Annotated in this window: 13 protein-coding genes and 1 pseudogene; 6 read left to right on the top strand and 8 right to left on the bottom strand. The window is 71.2% G+C overall.

All coding sequences use genetic code 11. From position 1 onward, the window contains the following. The first annotated feature begins 118 nt into the window (after positions 1-118). Positions 119-556 (top strand): hypothetical protein, encoded by a 438-nt coding sequence (locus tag AB0K37_RS35390; protein ID WP_363988637.1) that lies wholly within the window; start codon positions 119-121, stop codon positions 554-556. A gap of 455 nt (positions 557-1,011) precedes the next feature. Here AB0K37_RS35390 and AB0K37_RS35385 read toward each other — a convergent pair whose 3' ends face one another. From AB0K37_RS35385 to AB0K37_RS35375, 3 genes are all read right to left on the bottom strand, one after another. Next, entirely contained in the window at positions 1,012-2,115 is a 1,104-nt protein-coding gene (locus tag AB0K37_RS35385) for a serine hydrolase domain-containing protein (RefSeq protein WP_363988640.1), read from the bottom strand. A 238-nt stretch (positions 2,116-2,353) separates the two neighbouring features. Further along, positions 2,354-3,484 carry a serine hydrolase domain-containing protein gene (locus tag AB0K37_RS35380; RefSeq protein ID WP_363988634.1) on the bottom strand — a complete coding sequence of 377 codons (1,131 nt, stop codon included), beginning with the start codon at positions 3,482-3,484 and terminating at the stop codon, positions 2,354-2,356. A gap of 304 nt (positions 3,485-3,788) precedes the next feature. Further along, positions 3,789-4,202, bottom strand: a complete 414-nt coding sequence (locus AB0K37_RS35375) for a MarR family transcriptional regulator (protein ID WP_363988631.1) — start codon at positions 4,200-4,202, stop codon at positions 3,789-3,791. On the opposite strand from AB0K37_RS35375, the gene AB0K37_RS35370 reads away from it, so the two are divergent. Next, entirely contained in the window at positions 4,192-4,521 is a 330-nt protein-coding gene (locus AB0K37_RS35370; RefSeq protein WP_363988628.1) for a hypothetical protein, read from the top strand. The two genes, AB0K37_RS35375 and AB0K37_RS35370, sit on opposite strands and share 11 nt — an antisense overlap. Positions 4,522-4,693: 172 nt before the next feature. Here the strand turns inward: AB0K37_RS35370 and AB0K37_RS35365 are convergent, their stop codons facing one another. Together AB0K37_RS35365 and AB0K37_RS35360 are read right to left on the bottom strand one after the other, a co-directional pair. Continuing rightward, positions 4,694-5,554, bottom strand: coding sequence for an SDR family NAD(P)-dependent oxidoreductase (locus AB0K37_RS35365; protein WP_363988625.1), 861 nt, complete (start codon positions 5,552-5,554; stop codon positions 4,694-4,696). 45 nt (positions 5,555-5,599) lie between these two features. Then, positions 5,600-6,709 (bottom strand): ferritin-like domain-containing protein, encoded by a 1,110-nt coding sequence (locus AB0K37_RS35360; protein ID WP_363988622.1) that lies wholly within the window; start codon positions 6,707-6,709, stop codon positions 5,600-5,602. Positions 6,710-6,814: 105 nt separating this feature from the next. Here AB0K37_RS35360 and AB0K37_RS35355 point away from each other — a divergent pair, with 105 nt between their 5' ends. Beyond that, a complete protein-coding gene (locus AB0K37_RS35355; RefSeq protein WP_345187432.1) occupies positions 6,815-7,489 on the top strand; it encodes a TetR/AcrR family transcriptional regulator C-terminal domain-containing protein in 675 nt (224 codons plus the stop codon). On the opposite strand, the gene AB0K37_RS35350 is transcribed toward AB0K37_RS35355, so the two are convergent. Beyond that, positions 7,440-8,081, bottom strand: coding sequence for a TetR/AcrR family transcriptional regulator (locus AB0K37_RS35350; RefSeq protein WP_363988619.1), 642 nt, complete (start codon positions 8,079-8,081; stop codon positions 7,440-7,442). The two genes, AB0K37_RS35355 and AB0K37_RS35350, sit on opposite strands and share 50 nt — an antisense overlap. 83 nt (positions 8,082-8,164) lie before the next feature. On the opposite strand from AB0K37_RS35350, the gene AB0K37_RS35345 reads away from it, so the two are divergent. Next, a complete protein-coding gene (locus AB0K37_RS35345; RefSeq protein ID WP_363988616.1) occupies positions 8,165-9,628 on the top strand; it encodes an NAD(P)/FAD-dependent oxidoreductase in 1,464 nt (487 codons plus the stop codon). Between the two features lie 38 nt (positions 9,629-9,666). Next, complete coding sequence (locus AB0K37_RS35340; protein WP_345187426.1) at positions 9,667-10,047, top strand: nitroreductase family deazaflavin-dependent oxidoreductase; 381 nt, start codon at positions 9,667-9,669, stop codon at positions 10,045-10,047. Between the two features lie 49 nt (positions 10,048-10,096). On the opposite strand, the gene AB0K37_RS35335 is transcribed toward AB0K37_RS35340, so the two are convergent. Both AB0K37_RS35335 and AB0K37_RS35330 read right to left on the bottom strand, forming a co-directional pair. Next, positions 10,097-10,744 carry a TetR/AcrR family transcriptional regulator gene (locus tag AB0K37_RS35335; protein ID WP_363988613.1) on the bottom strand — a complete coding sequence of 216 codons (648 nt, stop codon included), beginning with the start codon at positions 10,742-10,744 and terminating at the stop codon, positions 10,097-10,099. A gap of 80 nt (positions 10,745-10,824) precedes the next feature. Continuing rightward, positions 10,825-11,613, bottom strand: a complete 789-nt coding sequence (locus AB0K37_RS35330; RefSeq protein ID WP_363988610.1) for an NAD(P)-dependent oxidoreductase — start codon at positions 11,611-11,613, stop codon at positions 10,825-10,827. Positions 11,614-11,806: 193 nt separating this feature from the next. On the opposite strand from AB0K37_RS35330, the pseudogene AB0K37_RS35325 reads away from it, so the two are divergent. Then, positions 11,807-12,197: pseudogene (locus AB0K37_RS35325) on the top strand (hypothetical protein); the annotation flags it as partial.

Below are 12,197 nucleotides of genomic sequence, written 5' to 3'. Positions count from 1 at the left end.
GCGAGTTGGGCGGTGATGCGGAGGAAGTCGCGGCCGTGGGGGGTGCGGAGTTCGTCGGCTGTGGGGCGGACGATGGCGTCGACGATGGTGTGGGGCGGCGGGCACGGTCGAGCGGGCCGTGCCGAAGGCCACGCGGCGGCAGAGCGCGAACTCGACGCTCACCACGTGCACGTACTCCTCGACCGGCTCGGCGTTCCGCTGGCTGCGCGTGGAGGCGCACCTGTACGCGCCGGGCGACACCGCGACGCCCGTCCAGGACGCCGAGGGCTACTACGACGCGCAGTGGGCCCAGGCGCACGACGCCCCGCTCGTGCGGACCGTCACCCTGGAGCGCCGGGGCGGCATCGGGGACGAGGCCTACCGCTGGTTCAAGACCGACGAGGGCCAGCCGACCGTGGTCGGGCAGGTCACGGCCCGGGTCCGCAACGCGGTCTTCACGGTCAGCTACAGCGAGCAGGTGCCGCGCGGGGGGCCCGCGGACGCCCGGGAGCGCGCCTGTCTCGACACCGCCACCGCCGTCGCCCGCGAAGTCCTCGCCGCGCTAAGTCATTCCTGACCTGAATCGGCCGACCACGGCGTCATTTTCGCCGGGACCTTCTATGGTGAACCGGTAAAGGGGAGGGCGCGTGCCGGTCGAGCTCCCGCGCCAGGCAGGATGATCGGCGCGCGGCGATGCCTGGGGAGGAGGGGGTCGACATCGTGACCATGCCATCGCTGGGAGTGTCCTGGGTGTAAGAAACCCAGGCTGAGCTGCCCGTACTCGCCTCAGGGCCGCGGAGTGGTCCCTGCTCCGCGGCCCTTTCGCATGCTCTCGCCAAGTCCAGTTCCACGCCATTGGCGAACCATTTTCTAATAATCGGTTCGACGTCGAGACAAATGGCCGTCCGGTGTGCGGGTCAGCGCTCCAGCAGCCCCGCCCGGATCCATATATCGCGTGCCCGGCCGTCCGGGAAACCCGCCTCGTCCCGAGAACGCGGTGCGTTCTCGGGACGACCGCGCCAGAGCAGGGCCTCAGGCCGTCGGACAGAGGACGGCTTCGACGCTTTTGATCATCGCGGGGACTATGGCGTCGTCGGCGGCGGTGCTCCGCGTGACGGAGATGGCGAACTGCTGCCGGCCGTCGGTCGAGGCGAAGGTCAGTGTGGTGAGGCCGGGCGCCGAACCGCCGAGCATCTGGCCTTTGAGCCTTCCTCCGCACAGGCCCCCGCCCTGCTGCGCACTGCCACCGGTGAGGACCGCCTGCAGCGGTGGCGGCAGCAGCCTGCCCTGGTTGAGGGCCCGCCGGAAGGTGCTGAGGTCCTGCGTGGTCGAGACGACGCCGCCGGCGCCGTTGCCCCAGCTGGCATTGAAGCGGTGCACGTCGCGCGGGGCCCCGGTGGAGTCGGGGTAGTAGCCGTGTCCGTGCGGGCCCTTGATGCCCTCCGGGGGCCTGGTGGCCTGGTAGGTCCCGGTCATGCCGAGCGGGCGGAAGAGACGCCGGTCGAGCTCGCGGGCCAGGGTGTGCCCGGTCACCTTCTCGATGATCATGCCGATGAGGGTGTAGTTGGTGTTGGAGTAGGCGTACGTCTCGCCCGGCGCGCCGGTGCGCGGCCGGCCCCGCGTCATCTTCACGATCTCTATGGGCGGGTGGTAGGTGGTGAAGTCGAAGACGTCGAACGCCGGGGCGGTCGAGCCGCTCTGGTGGAACCAGTCGGGGATGCCGGAGGTGTGCTGGACGAGCTGCTGGACGGTGATCTCGTCGGCTCGTTCCACCAGCCCGTCGGCGGCCACCTCGGGCAGCAGGTCGGCGAGCTTGTCATCCAGGCCGATGCGGCCCTCCTCGACGAGCTGGAGGAGCACGGTGGCCACCATCGTCTTGGATTGCGAGCCGATGCGGAACCGGGAGTCCGCCGGGATCGCTCCGCCCTTGCCGTCGAGCAGCCGCGACCCGGCGGTGCCGCGGCCGGCGGGCTTGCCGTTCATGTACGCGCCGCCGATGGCGCCCACCACGCCGGGCGTCTCGGCCAGGGTCTCCATGGCCCGCTGGACGTCGCCGGTCGCGGTGGCGGCGGCACCCGTCGGGGGCGAGGCGGTGGCCAGCAGCAGGGCTGCCGCGGTCGCGCCGGCAGCGGACATGCGCTTCAAGACGTCAACTCCTTCGAGGGGACGAAAAGGTTCAGGAGAGTGCGCCGGCACCCGCGGAGCCGCCGGAGTGGCCGAGACGTGCCGGCCGTTCACGATGGCGTCCATGAAGCCGCAGCCGTGGAACGGCTGCCGGCGGGGCGGGGGATGTGCCTTGCGCCGCGCATGGGTTCTCGACCCTCCGGCCGCACAGGGCGATCATGATCACGCTCGCCCTGTGCGGCCGGACTGATCACTTCACGGGGCAGAACAGCGATTTCAGGGCGTTGGTGATGCGCGCCGGCACGGTGCCGCGCTCGGCGTCGTCCATGGCCAGGGTCAGGGACACGGCGAACTGCACGCGGCCGTCGGATGAGGTAAGGGTCGCGGCGGTGAAGCCGGGGGCGCTGCCTCCGCCCCCGGCGGCGAACTCGGGGTTGCCGGAGCACGGGCCGCCCCCCGGCTGCGGCGCCTGGCCGGGCGGCGGATCGGTGATCACCTTCGCCAGGGACGCCGGCAGCACCCTGCCCTGGCGGAAGGCGCGCTGGAAGACGCTCATCTCTCGCGCGGTGGAGATCACGCCGCCGGCGCCGAGCATGGTGGTGGCGTTGAGCTTGTCGGCATCGCGCATCGTGCCCGTACCGTCCGGGGCGTAGCCGTGCCCGTGCGGGCCCTTGATGCCCTCGGCCGCCTTCGTGGGCAGGTAGGTGTGGCGCATGCCGAGCGGGGCGAAGAGCCTCCGGTTGAGTTCGGCCGCCAGTGACCTCCCGGACAGCTTCTCGATGATCATGCCGAGCAGGATGTAGTTGGTGTTGGAGTAGTTGAAGGCGCCGACCTCCACGGGCCGGGCGTTCTTGCGCGAGAGCGCCAGCAGGTCGGTCGGGCTGTAGTTGCGGTCGGGGTCCAGGGCTTGGGGGCCGAGGTAGTCGGGGATGCCCGAGGTCAGCTGGATCAGGTTGCGTACCGTGATCTCGTCGGCCCGCTCCACCAGGTCCTTTTCCGCCACCTCCGGCAGGACCTCGCTGAGTTTGTCGTCCAGGCCGAGCTTGCCCTCCTTGACCAGTTGAAGCGCCACGGCGGCGGTCATGGTCTTGGTCTGCGAGCCGATCCGGTAGCGGGCGGTCGACGGGATGGCGCCGCCCTTGCCGTTGAGCAGGCGCGACCCGGCCGATCCCTTCCCGACCTGTTTGCCGTCCACGTACACCTCGCCGATGGCGCCGACCACGTGGCCCGTCTGCACCAGGTTCTCCATCGCCTTCTGCACGTCCCCGACCTCGACGGGGGCGGCGGTCGTCGAGGCAGTGGTGGGCGGAGCCGCGCTCAGGACCAGCGCCGCGCACGCCAGCGAGGCTGCGCCAGTGAGTGTCGCTCGACGCAGAATCATGCAGTCTCCTTTCCTGTTCCGAATACCCGGCTGTCGAGCCACAAGTTCTAACGAGGGCGGCGTTTCCTCGGCGTTAGCCGTGCCGGCCGAGTGACTCTGCATGGGGCCCGAGCGCAGGCTCGGCCTGTCGGGGCGGCGTGCGCTCGTGGGGCCCCTCACCCCGTCACCCGGTCGTGCAGGCGGCCCGTTGGGGGCGAAGGCGCGAACGCGGTGACGCCGGATCGGCTGTCGGCCGCGAGAATGACGTCGTCCGGCCCGGAGCCTGCGCGGACCGGGTGCTCGCCGCCCGCCGCGCTGCACCGGCTCAGGGAGCCGGTGGCGCCTGCTGCGTGTGGTGGTCCAGCAGACGGGTGAGCAGTGGCACGAACTGGTCGCGTTCGGCGGGGAGCAGCGGGGCGAGCAGTTCTTCGTGGAGGTCGTCCAGGACCTTGTCGAGGCGGCGCAGGTGCCGGCGGCCCTGGGCGGTGATGGTGATGACGTTGCGGCGGCGGTCGCCGGGATCCGGGGCCCGCTCGACGAGCCCGCGCTCGGCCAGTTCGTTGAGGACGCCGACCATGTCGCTGCGGTAGATGCCGGTGCGCCGGCTCAGCGTCGCCTGGCTGCCCGGGCCGAACTCGTGCAACGAGGCGAGCACGGCGTAGTGCCACCTGCGGGCGTCGATCCTGACCCGGCAGCTCGCCGGGACCGGCATCACCGAGCCCCAGTGGGTGACCCTCACGCTGACCGTGGTCGGCGGCGGGGCCGTCGACCGGGCGGCCGAGCTCATCCGCAGGGTCAGCGAGGCCACACAGTTCAGCCAGACGTCGGTCGCCGAACGCATCACCGAGCTGACCGCCGCGGGGTTCCTGCGCGACGGCGACGACGGCGGCGTCCAGGTCACCGACGAAGGGCAGGCGCGCTGGACGCAGGTCCGCACCGCGATCGGCCCGATCACCCAGGGACTGTGGGGCGACCTGCCGGCCGAGGACCTGGCCGTCGCGGGCCGCGTCCTGCGCATCGTCCTGGACAGGGCCAACGCGGTGCTGGTCGGCCCCTGATCCACGCTTCCGCAACTCCGGGAGTCGCGGTAGCCGCTCCACATCCAGGCTCCGCCAGCCGCCCGCGCCCACGGACGCGGGCGGCCGGCGGGGCTTGGCGGTGGCCCGCCTCCACGCGGGTGATCCCTTCCACAGGGCCCGCTCCAACGGCGGTGACGGTGCGCCGAGAGCGCTAACCCCCCGCGGGGATCCTGGCCAGCAGGCGCAGGGAGGCGGGGGACACCCGGGAAAGGGCGTGCAGGAGGTGCCCCTCGGCGTTGACGGGCACGACGGGCTTGTTCTTGATGATGGCGTTGACGACCCGCTCGGCGACCTTCTCCGGCGGGTAGTTGCGCAGCCTGATGGCCCGCTGGCCGCGCTCGCGCAGGCGTGCGCGGGCCGCGTCGTCGCCCTCCAGGTGGATCGCGTTGTCGACGATGCTGGTGCTGACGAAACCGGGGCAGACGGCCGTGACGCCGATGCGCGAGCCGGCCAGCTCGGCGCGCAGGCATTCGCTGAGCATGAGGACGGCGGACTTCGTCGTGCAGTAGGCGGGCATGGCGCGCCACGGCGCGTACGCGGCGGCCGACGCGACGTTGACGATGTGGCCGCCGAAGTTCGGCTTGTCGGGCTTGTTGGGCAGCGCGTTCACGCGGTCGCGCATCTGGCGGCCGAACAGCCGGCAGCCGTGGACGACGCCCCACAGGTTCACGCCGAGGATGCGCTCCCAGTCCTCGACGCCGGTGTCGAGGAAGGGGCCGGTGACCGCGATGCCGGCGTTGTTGACGACGATGTCGGGGACGCGGTGGGTCTCCTTCACCTGCGCGGCGAAGTCCTCCATCGCGGCCTCGTCCGCCACGTCCACCTCGTAGGCGGTGCCGCCCGCGCCGAGCGTCTTGGCGAGGGCGACCGTGCGCTCGGCGGCGGGCAGGTCGATGTCCGCGGCGACAACGGCGGCCCCGTTCCCCGCCAGGGCGAGGGCGACGGCCCGGCCGATTCCGCTGCCGGCTCCGGTGACGACGGCGAGCGCTCCGTCGAAGTGCGCGAGGGGCATCCAGACCTCCGAGGTGTGCGGCGGATCGAATGATCTGAACGTTACTCAGCCCGCCGCCGCCGCGTCGGCGATGACGGCGTCCACCTCCGCTTTGCGGGCGGTCTCCTCGGCGGCGAACCGCTCGGCGTCGACCTTCTCGGCGATCTCCTCGTCCTGGTGCATGAGCGCGTCGAGGTCGGCCTTGGACATGTCCAGGACGCCCATGTCGTCATAGGCGCGCCGGATGCGGTCGCTCCACAGGCCGATGTCCTTCACGCAGGGCACGATGCGGCTGAACAGCAGGCTCTGGAACATCCGCATGTACGGCGAGTTCTCGACCATCTCGTCGACCTCCTTCGGGTCGATGCCGAAGTTGGTCCAGATCTCCCGGCCGCGGATGCGGTCGCGCATCAGGTAGCAGCCCTCGATGACGAACTCCTCGCGCTCGCGGAGCTCCGCCGGCGAGAGCTGCTTGTAGTAGTCGCGCAGCGCCAGCCGCCCGAACGCGACGTGGCGGGCCTCGTCCTGCATGACGTAGGCGAGGATCTGCTTGGGCAGCGGCTTGGTGGTGATGTCGCGGATGACGCCGAACGCGGCGAGCGCGAGGCCCTCGATGAGCACCTGCATGCCGAGGTAGGGCATGTCCCAGCGCGAGTCGGCGAGGGTCTCGTTCAGCAGGTCCTGCAGCTTGGTGTTGATCGGGTAGACCATCCCGACCTTCTCGTGCAGGAACCGGGTGAACAGCTCGACGTGGCGGGCCTCGTCCATCGTCTGGGTGGCGGAGTAGAACTTGGAGTCGAGGTCGGGCACCGACTCGACGATGCGGGCGGCGGTGACCATCGCGCCCTGCTCGCCGTGCATGAACTGGGAGAACTGCCAGGACGTGGAGTGCCGCCGCAGCTCGCCGCGCTCCTTCTCGGACAGCATGTCCCAGTACTTCGTCCCGTAGATGGCGAGGGACTGGTCGGGGACGCCGAGGACGTCGTGCGGGTCGACCTCGAGGTCCCAGTCGATGCGCTTGACCGAGTCCCACTGCTTGTCCTTGCCCTTCTGGTACAGGGCGAGGAGACGGTCGCGCCCGTCGTCGTACTCCCAGGTGAACCTGGCGTCGCCGGTCATCGGCACGGTCCAGGCGTCGGACGGGACGGAGTCGGTGTACAGGTCGTGGGTCGACATGGGCGTCCTCCCCGAGCGCAGACGTACGCTGTACGTCTTACGTACAATGTACGTACCGTGTCATGGGACACTTACGGGTGTCAACGGCGAGGAGGAGCGGAAGCGATGGCGAGGCGTGTGACCTCCGACACTCCGCGACCGGGTCTGACCCGCGCGCGCATCGTGGAGGCGGCGGTCGACCTGATCGAGCGGGAGGGCGCGGACGGCCTGTCGATGCGCCGGGTCGCCGCCGAGCTGGACGTCGCCGTCATGTCGCTCTACAACCACGTCCCGAACAAGGGCGCCCTGCTGGAGGGCGTGGCCGAGCACGTCGTCGCGGGGCTGGAACTGCCCGACGACCCGGCCGAGTCATGGCAGGAGCGCGCACGTGCGCTGGTCCGGGCGTTCCGGAAGGTCGCCCACGACAACCCGCGCTGCATGTCGATCGTCCTCACCCACAAGGTCGACACGCCGGTGGGGCTGCGGCCGGCCGAGCGCGCCCTGGCCCTCGCCGACGCGGCCGGGTTCGACGGCGAGACGGCCGTGCGCATCATGCGGGCGCTCATCGCCTACGCGCTCGGCGCCCAGATGCGCGAGATCGGCATGGCGAAGATGCTGGGGCACCTCGCCGAGACGGGGGCCGAGTCGTGGACGCGCCTCGACCCGGACGAGTTCCCGCACGTGATCGCCTACGGTCCGGCGCTGGCCGACTTCGACGCCGAGGCCGACTTCGAGTTCGGCCTCGACCTGCTCATCGGGGCTCTGGACGCGCTTCCCCGGCGGGCGCCAGGTAAGGGCTGAGGCCGTTCCAGCAGAAGTCGGTCATGTAGCGGGCCGCGTCCTCCGCCGACACGTCGGCGCGGCCCGTCTGCCACAGCGCCATCCGCTCGCTCGCGCCCATGATGATCTGCGTGTACGCCTCGATCGTCCCGGCGGGGGCGGACGGCGCGAACGTGCCGAGCACGCCGGCGATGAGCTCGCTCTGCTGCCGCCGGGTCTCGTCGATGGCCCGGATGGCCTCCGGGGCGGCGGCCATCGGCTCGCGCAGCAGCATCGCGAACGACCTGCTGTGCTCGTCGATGAAGCGGAAGTAGGCGACCATCCCGCGCGACAGGATGTCCTCCGGGGTGGTGGCGCCCGCCATCGCCTTCTGGGTGACGTCGAACAGTTCGGCCTTGGACCGGGTCACGCACGCCACGAGCAGGCCGTCCTTGGAGCCGAAGTACTCGTAGAGCATCGGCTTGGAGACCCCGCAGCGTTCGGCGATCTCGTCCATGGAGGCGGCCTGGTAGCCGCGCTCGCCGAACACCCGCTCCGCCACGTCCAGCATCTGCCGCTCGCGCTCGGCGCGCGACATCCGGCGGCGGCGGGGCGGGGGTGTGGCGCCACTCACAGGGAATTCTCCTCTGTTGGACCTACCGTCAGTAACCTACTCCCGGTAACTTACTGCGAGTAGGTTAACTGAGAGGAGGGGTCATGAGCGACCGCGCCCCCGCGATCGTCATCATCGGCTCCGGCTTCGCCGGCCTCGGCATGGCGATCCGGCTCAAGCAGTCCGGCTTCCACGACTTCGTCGTGCTGGAGAAGAGCGAGGCGCTCGGCGGCACCTGGCACGACAACACCTATCCGGGCTGCGCCTGCGACGTCCCGTCGCACATGTACTCCTTCTCCTTCGAGCTGAACCCGGGCTGGACGCGGATGTTCGCGCCGCAGCCGGAGATCCGCGCCTACATGGAGCGCACCGCCGACAAGTACCGGGTGCGCGAGCACATCCGCTTCGGCGCGGCGGTCGACTCCATGGAGTACGACGACGACGCCCGCCGCTGGAAGGTGACGCTCGCCGACGGGACGGTCCTCACCCCGAGAGCCGTCGTGTCCGGCATCGGCGCGCTGCACGTCCCGTCCTACCCGGACCTGCCGGGCGTCGAGCGGTTCCGGGGGACGGCGTTCCACTCCGCCGAGTGGGACCACTCCTACGACCTCACCGGCAAGCGCGTCGCCGTCATCGGCACGGGCGCCTCCGCGATCCAGTTCGTGCCGAAGGTCGCCAGGCAGGCGGGCGAGCTCGTCGTCTTCCAGCGGACCCCGCCGTGGATCCAGCCCAAGCCCGACGTGTCCATCCCCGCGCCGGTCCGCGCCCTGTTCGGGAAGGTGCCGGGCGCCGCCCGCGCGTTCCGCGGCGGCATCTACTGGGCGCTGGAGGCCCGCGCCGTCGGCTTCACGATCGACCCGCGGCTCTCCACCCCGCAGGAGAAGATCGCCCGCCGGCACATCGCCCACCAGGTCGCCGACCCGGTGCTGCGCGCCAAGGTGACGCCGGACTACACGATCGGCTGCAAGCGGATCCTGCTGTCCAACGACTACTATCCGGCGCTCTCGCGTCCGAACGTCGAGGTGGAGACCTCCGGGATCGCCGAGGTGCGGGAGAACTCGATCGTCACCGCGGACGGGCGCGAGTACGAGGTCGACTGCATCATCTACGGCACCGGCTTCAAGGTGACCGACGCCCTCACCGACCTGCGCGTCACCGGACGCGACGGCGTCAAGCTCCAGGAGATCTGGGCGGACGGCATCGAGGCGCACCGCGGCACGACGATCCCCGGGCTGCCGAACTTCTTCATGCTGCTCGGCCCGAACACCGGCCTCGGCCACAACTCCGTCGTCTTCATGATCGAGGTGCAGATCCAGCACGTGCTGAGCTGCCTGCGCCTGATGCGGGAGGCCGGCGCCGAGACCATCGAGCCGAAGCCGGAGGCCGCGCGCCGCTTCAACGACCGCCTGCAGCGGCGGCTGCGCCGCGCCGTCTGGAACGAGGGCGGCTGCAACAGCTGGTACCTCGACGACCAGGGCGTCAACCGCACCCTCTGGCCGGGCCACACGTTCGAGTTCTGGGCCGGCTCCCGCAAGGCCAGACCGGAGGAGTTCGTCCTCACCCGCTGACCGGGCGCGAGGGCGGGAGGTCGTGCTAGGCAGGAGGCATGGTGAAACCGCTGATGCCGAGATCGGTCGCCCGGTTCAACAAGGCCGTCACGAACCGCGTGCAGGGCGTCTACGCGCCCTACCTCCCGCCCTTCGCCATGATCGTCCACCGGGGCCGCAGGTCGGGGCGCGAGTACCGGACGCCGGTGACCGCCTTCCGCAGCGGCGACCGGCTCATCGTCGGGCTGCCGTACGGGCGGGACGCCGACTGGGTCCGCAACCTGCTCGCCGAGGGCCGCGGCGGCGTGGAACGGCTCGGCCGCGTCCGCCGGCTCGGCCGTCCGCGCGTGCTGACGGCCGCCGACGCCGCCGAACTCCCGCCCCCCGCCCGCATGGCGGCCCGGCACATGGACATCCTGGTCGCCGAGATCGAGGACTGACGGGCTCCGCGGCGAGGCGGGCGACCCCCGCCTCGTCCCCCGGCGGGGGTCACTTGGCGGGGGAGAACATCGGGCGGAAGCCCGCGACGAGCTGGCGGATCACCGGGCGCTGCTGGGCCGGGGTGCGGCCGCGCAGGTCGTGGATCGGGTCGAGGCCGTCGTAGTACGGAGCGAGCGCGAGGAACGGCAGGATCATCATCAGCCAGGTGGCGAGGACCTCCAGGTCGGCGTCCTCGCCGATGGCGCCCTGCGCCTTCCACAGCTCCAGCGTCGGGTGGATGACCAGCAGGTAGTGCTGGTTGGCGGTGTCGCGGACGACGGACCGGACGCCGTTGTCGAGCTCGAAGTTCGTGGCCGCGGTGACGCCGCGCTCCAGCGGGTGGTCGGCCATGTACTCGGTCCAGTCGCACAGGACGTCGACCAGCCACTCGTCGAAGGGCTGGTCGAAGTCGATCCGCTCGATGCGGCGCTCCATCTCCTCGCGGATGCGGCGCGACGCCTCGTCGCACACGAACGCGAAGAACTCCAGCTTGTCGCTGAAGTACTGGAACAGCGAGCCCTTGGCGATGCCGGCCTCGCGCGCGATGGTGTTGAGGCTGCCGGTCGAGTACCCGTGTTCTCCGAACTCGCGCATCGCCGCTTCGAGCACGCGTTCGCGCTTGGCGACGTTGAGGCGGAACCAGGTCGACGTCGGCATGAACCCCTTCGACTTTCCGTCAGGAACCGGTAACCAGGAGGTCAGGATAACGGCCTGCCGCACCCCCTGTGACCCGAACGTCACTCGTTTCCCGCGGATCCCTCCAGATGGCGCAGCGTGAACTGGGCGGACGCGAAATCGCCGCCCTGCGGAACGCCGTCGCCGACGAACGTGTCGGGGATGCCGTAGGAGGCGGCGTCGTCGTGGGGCGCGTAGCCGAGCCGCTCGTCGAGCTCCCAGAACCGCCGCGCGTTGGCCGACACCGCGTACGCGGCGAGGAACCCCGGCGACGGGACGGTCAGCGCCGCGAGGACGAAGCCCGCGCAGTCGCGGTGGCTCAGCCAGGTCGCGAGGTGGCGCGGCTCGGTCGGGTGCAGTTCGAGGCTGCCGATGCGCAGGCACACCACGTCCATGCCGAACTTGTCGGCGTAGAGCCGGCCGAGCGCCTCGACCGCGACCTTGCTGACCCCGTACAGGCCGTCGGGCCGCGGCGGCATGGCGGGCGACACGGTCTCGGTGGACGGGTAGCAGCCGGTCAGCCGGTTGCTGCTGGCGAGGACGACCCGCGGCACCCCGGCCACGCGGGCGGCCTCCAGGATCCGCTGGGCGCCGAGGACGTTGCCCTCGACCAGGTCGGGGAACGGCGCCTCGTCCGGAACGCCGGCCAGGTGGACGATCGCGTCCGCGCCCCGCACGATCCGCGCCGCGTCCGAGAGGTCGCCGCGGTGCACGACCTCGTTCGGCGCCTCGACGTGCATCGGCGCGAGATCGGCCAGCACGAGCCGCTCCGCCGCGTCGCGCAGAGGCGTCCGCAGTGCGGTGCCGACCCGTCCGGCGGCGCCGGTCAGCACGATCGTCCCGAGAGTCATGCGCACAGTGTTCCATCCACCCGTGTTCCATCCGCCCCATCGCCGGCACCGTTCCGGCGTGCGGAGAGGAGGCTCGATGCGCACCCGCTGACAACCGGGCGGGCCGTCCGGGGACGGGGTTGATCATTCGCCGACAACCTTTCCGGACGCCCTTGTACGGCGTGCTCCCCGCGTGTTTCGATCCCCTTCTGCGATGAGGCGGAGTCGAGGGAGGCGAGCGGGTGCGCTCACGGTCGGCGGGTGGCGTGTTCCTCGCGGGGGTCGGCGCGGCGGCGGCCATCGCCGTCTCCGGGGCGTCGCCCGTGATAGCCGAACCCACCCCCACGCCCACGGCCGAGCCGACGCCGACGGATACGCCGACGCCGACTCCCACCCCCACGCCGACTCCCACACCGACGCCCACCCCGACACCGACGCCCACGCCGACACCGACCCCCACGCCGACCGAGACGCCGACGCCCGCCCCGACGCCGACGCCGACGACGCCGGAGCCGACCCCGACCCCGACGCGCCCGGTCACGCCGCCGCCTGCGGACCGGACGCTGGAAGGTCCTCCTCGCGGCCTGGTTCCTGGTCGTCAACGG

Origin of the sequence: Actinomadura sp. NPDC049753 (assembly GCF_040674655.1) — a bacterium.
In the GTDB taxonomy this organism is placed as follows: Bacteria; Actinomycetota; Actinomycetes; order Streptosporangiales; family Streptosporangiaceae; genus Spirillospora; species Spirillospora verrucosospora.
The sequence above is the reverse complement of the archived record's forward strand: the minus strand, read 5'-3'. Positions and strand labels throughout refer to the sequence as shown.

What these genes read in the sequence shown, in the direction of transcription:
- AB0K37_RS35365 (WP_363988625.1), bottom strand. Translation starts at nt 5,554, where the DNA reads ATGCCCCTCGCGCACTTCGACGGAGCGCTCGCCGTCGTCACCGGAGCC.
- AB0K37_RS35335 (WP_363988613.1), bottom strand. Translation starts at nt 10,744, where the DNA reads ATGCCGACGTCGACCTGGTTCCGCCTCAACGTCGCCAAGCGCGAACGC.
- AB0K37_RS35360 (WP_363988622.1), bottom strand. Translation starts at nt 6,709, where the DNA reads ATGTCGACCCACGACCTGTACACCGACTCCGTCCCGTCCGACGCCTGG.
- AB0K37_RS35330 (WP_363988610.1), bottom strand. Translation starts at nt 11,613, where the DNA reads ATGACTCTCGGGACGATCGTGCTGACCGGCGCCGCCGGACGGGTCGGC.
- AB0K37_RS35345 (WP_363988616.1), top strand. Translation starts at nt 8,165, where the DNA reads ATGAGCGACCGCGCCCCCGCGATCGTCATCATCGGCTCCGGCTTCGCC.
- AB0K37_RS35355 (WP_345187432.1), top strand. Translation starts at nt 6,815, where the DNA reads ATGGCGAGGCGTGTGACCTCCGACACTCCGCGACCGGGTCTGACCCGC.
- AB0K37_RS35385 (WP_363988640.1), bottom strand. Translation starts at nt 2,115, where the DNA reads ATGTCCGCTGCCGGCGCGACCGCGGCAGCCCTGCTGCTGGCCACCGCC.
- AB0K37_RS35340 (WP_345187426.1), top strand. Translation starts at nt 9,667, where the DNA reads ATGGTGAAACCGCTGATGCCGAGATCGGTCGCCCGGTTCAACAAGGCC.
- AB0K37_RS35380 (WP_363988634.1), bottom strand. Translation starts at nt 3,484, where the DNA reads ATGATTCTGCGTCGAGCGACACTCACTGGCGCAGCCTCGCTGGCGTGC.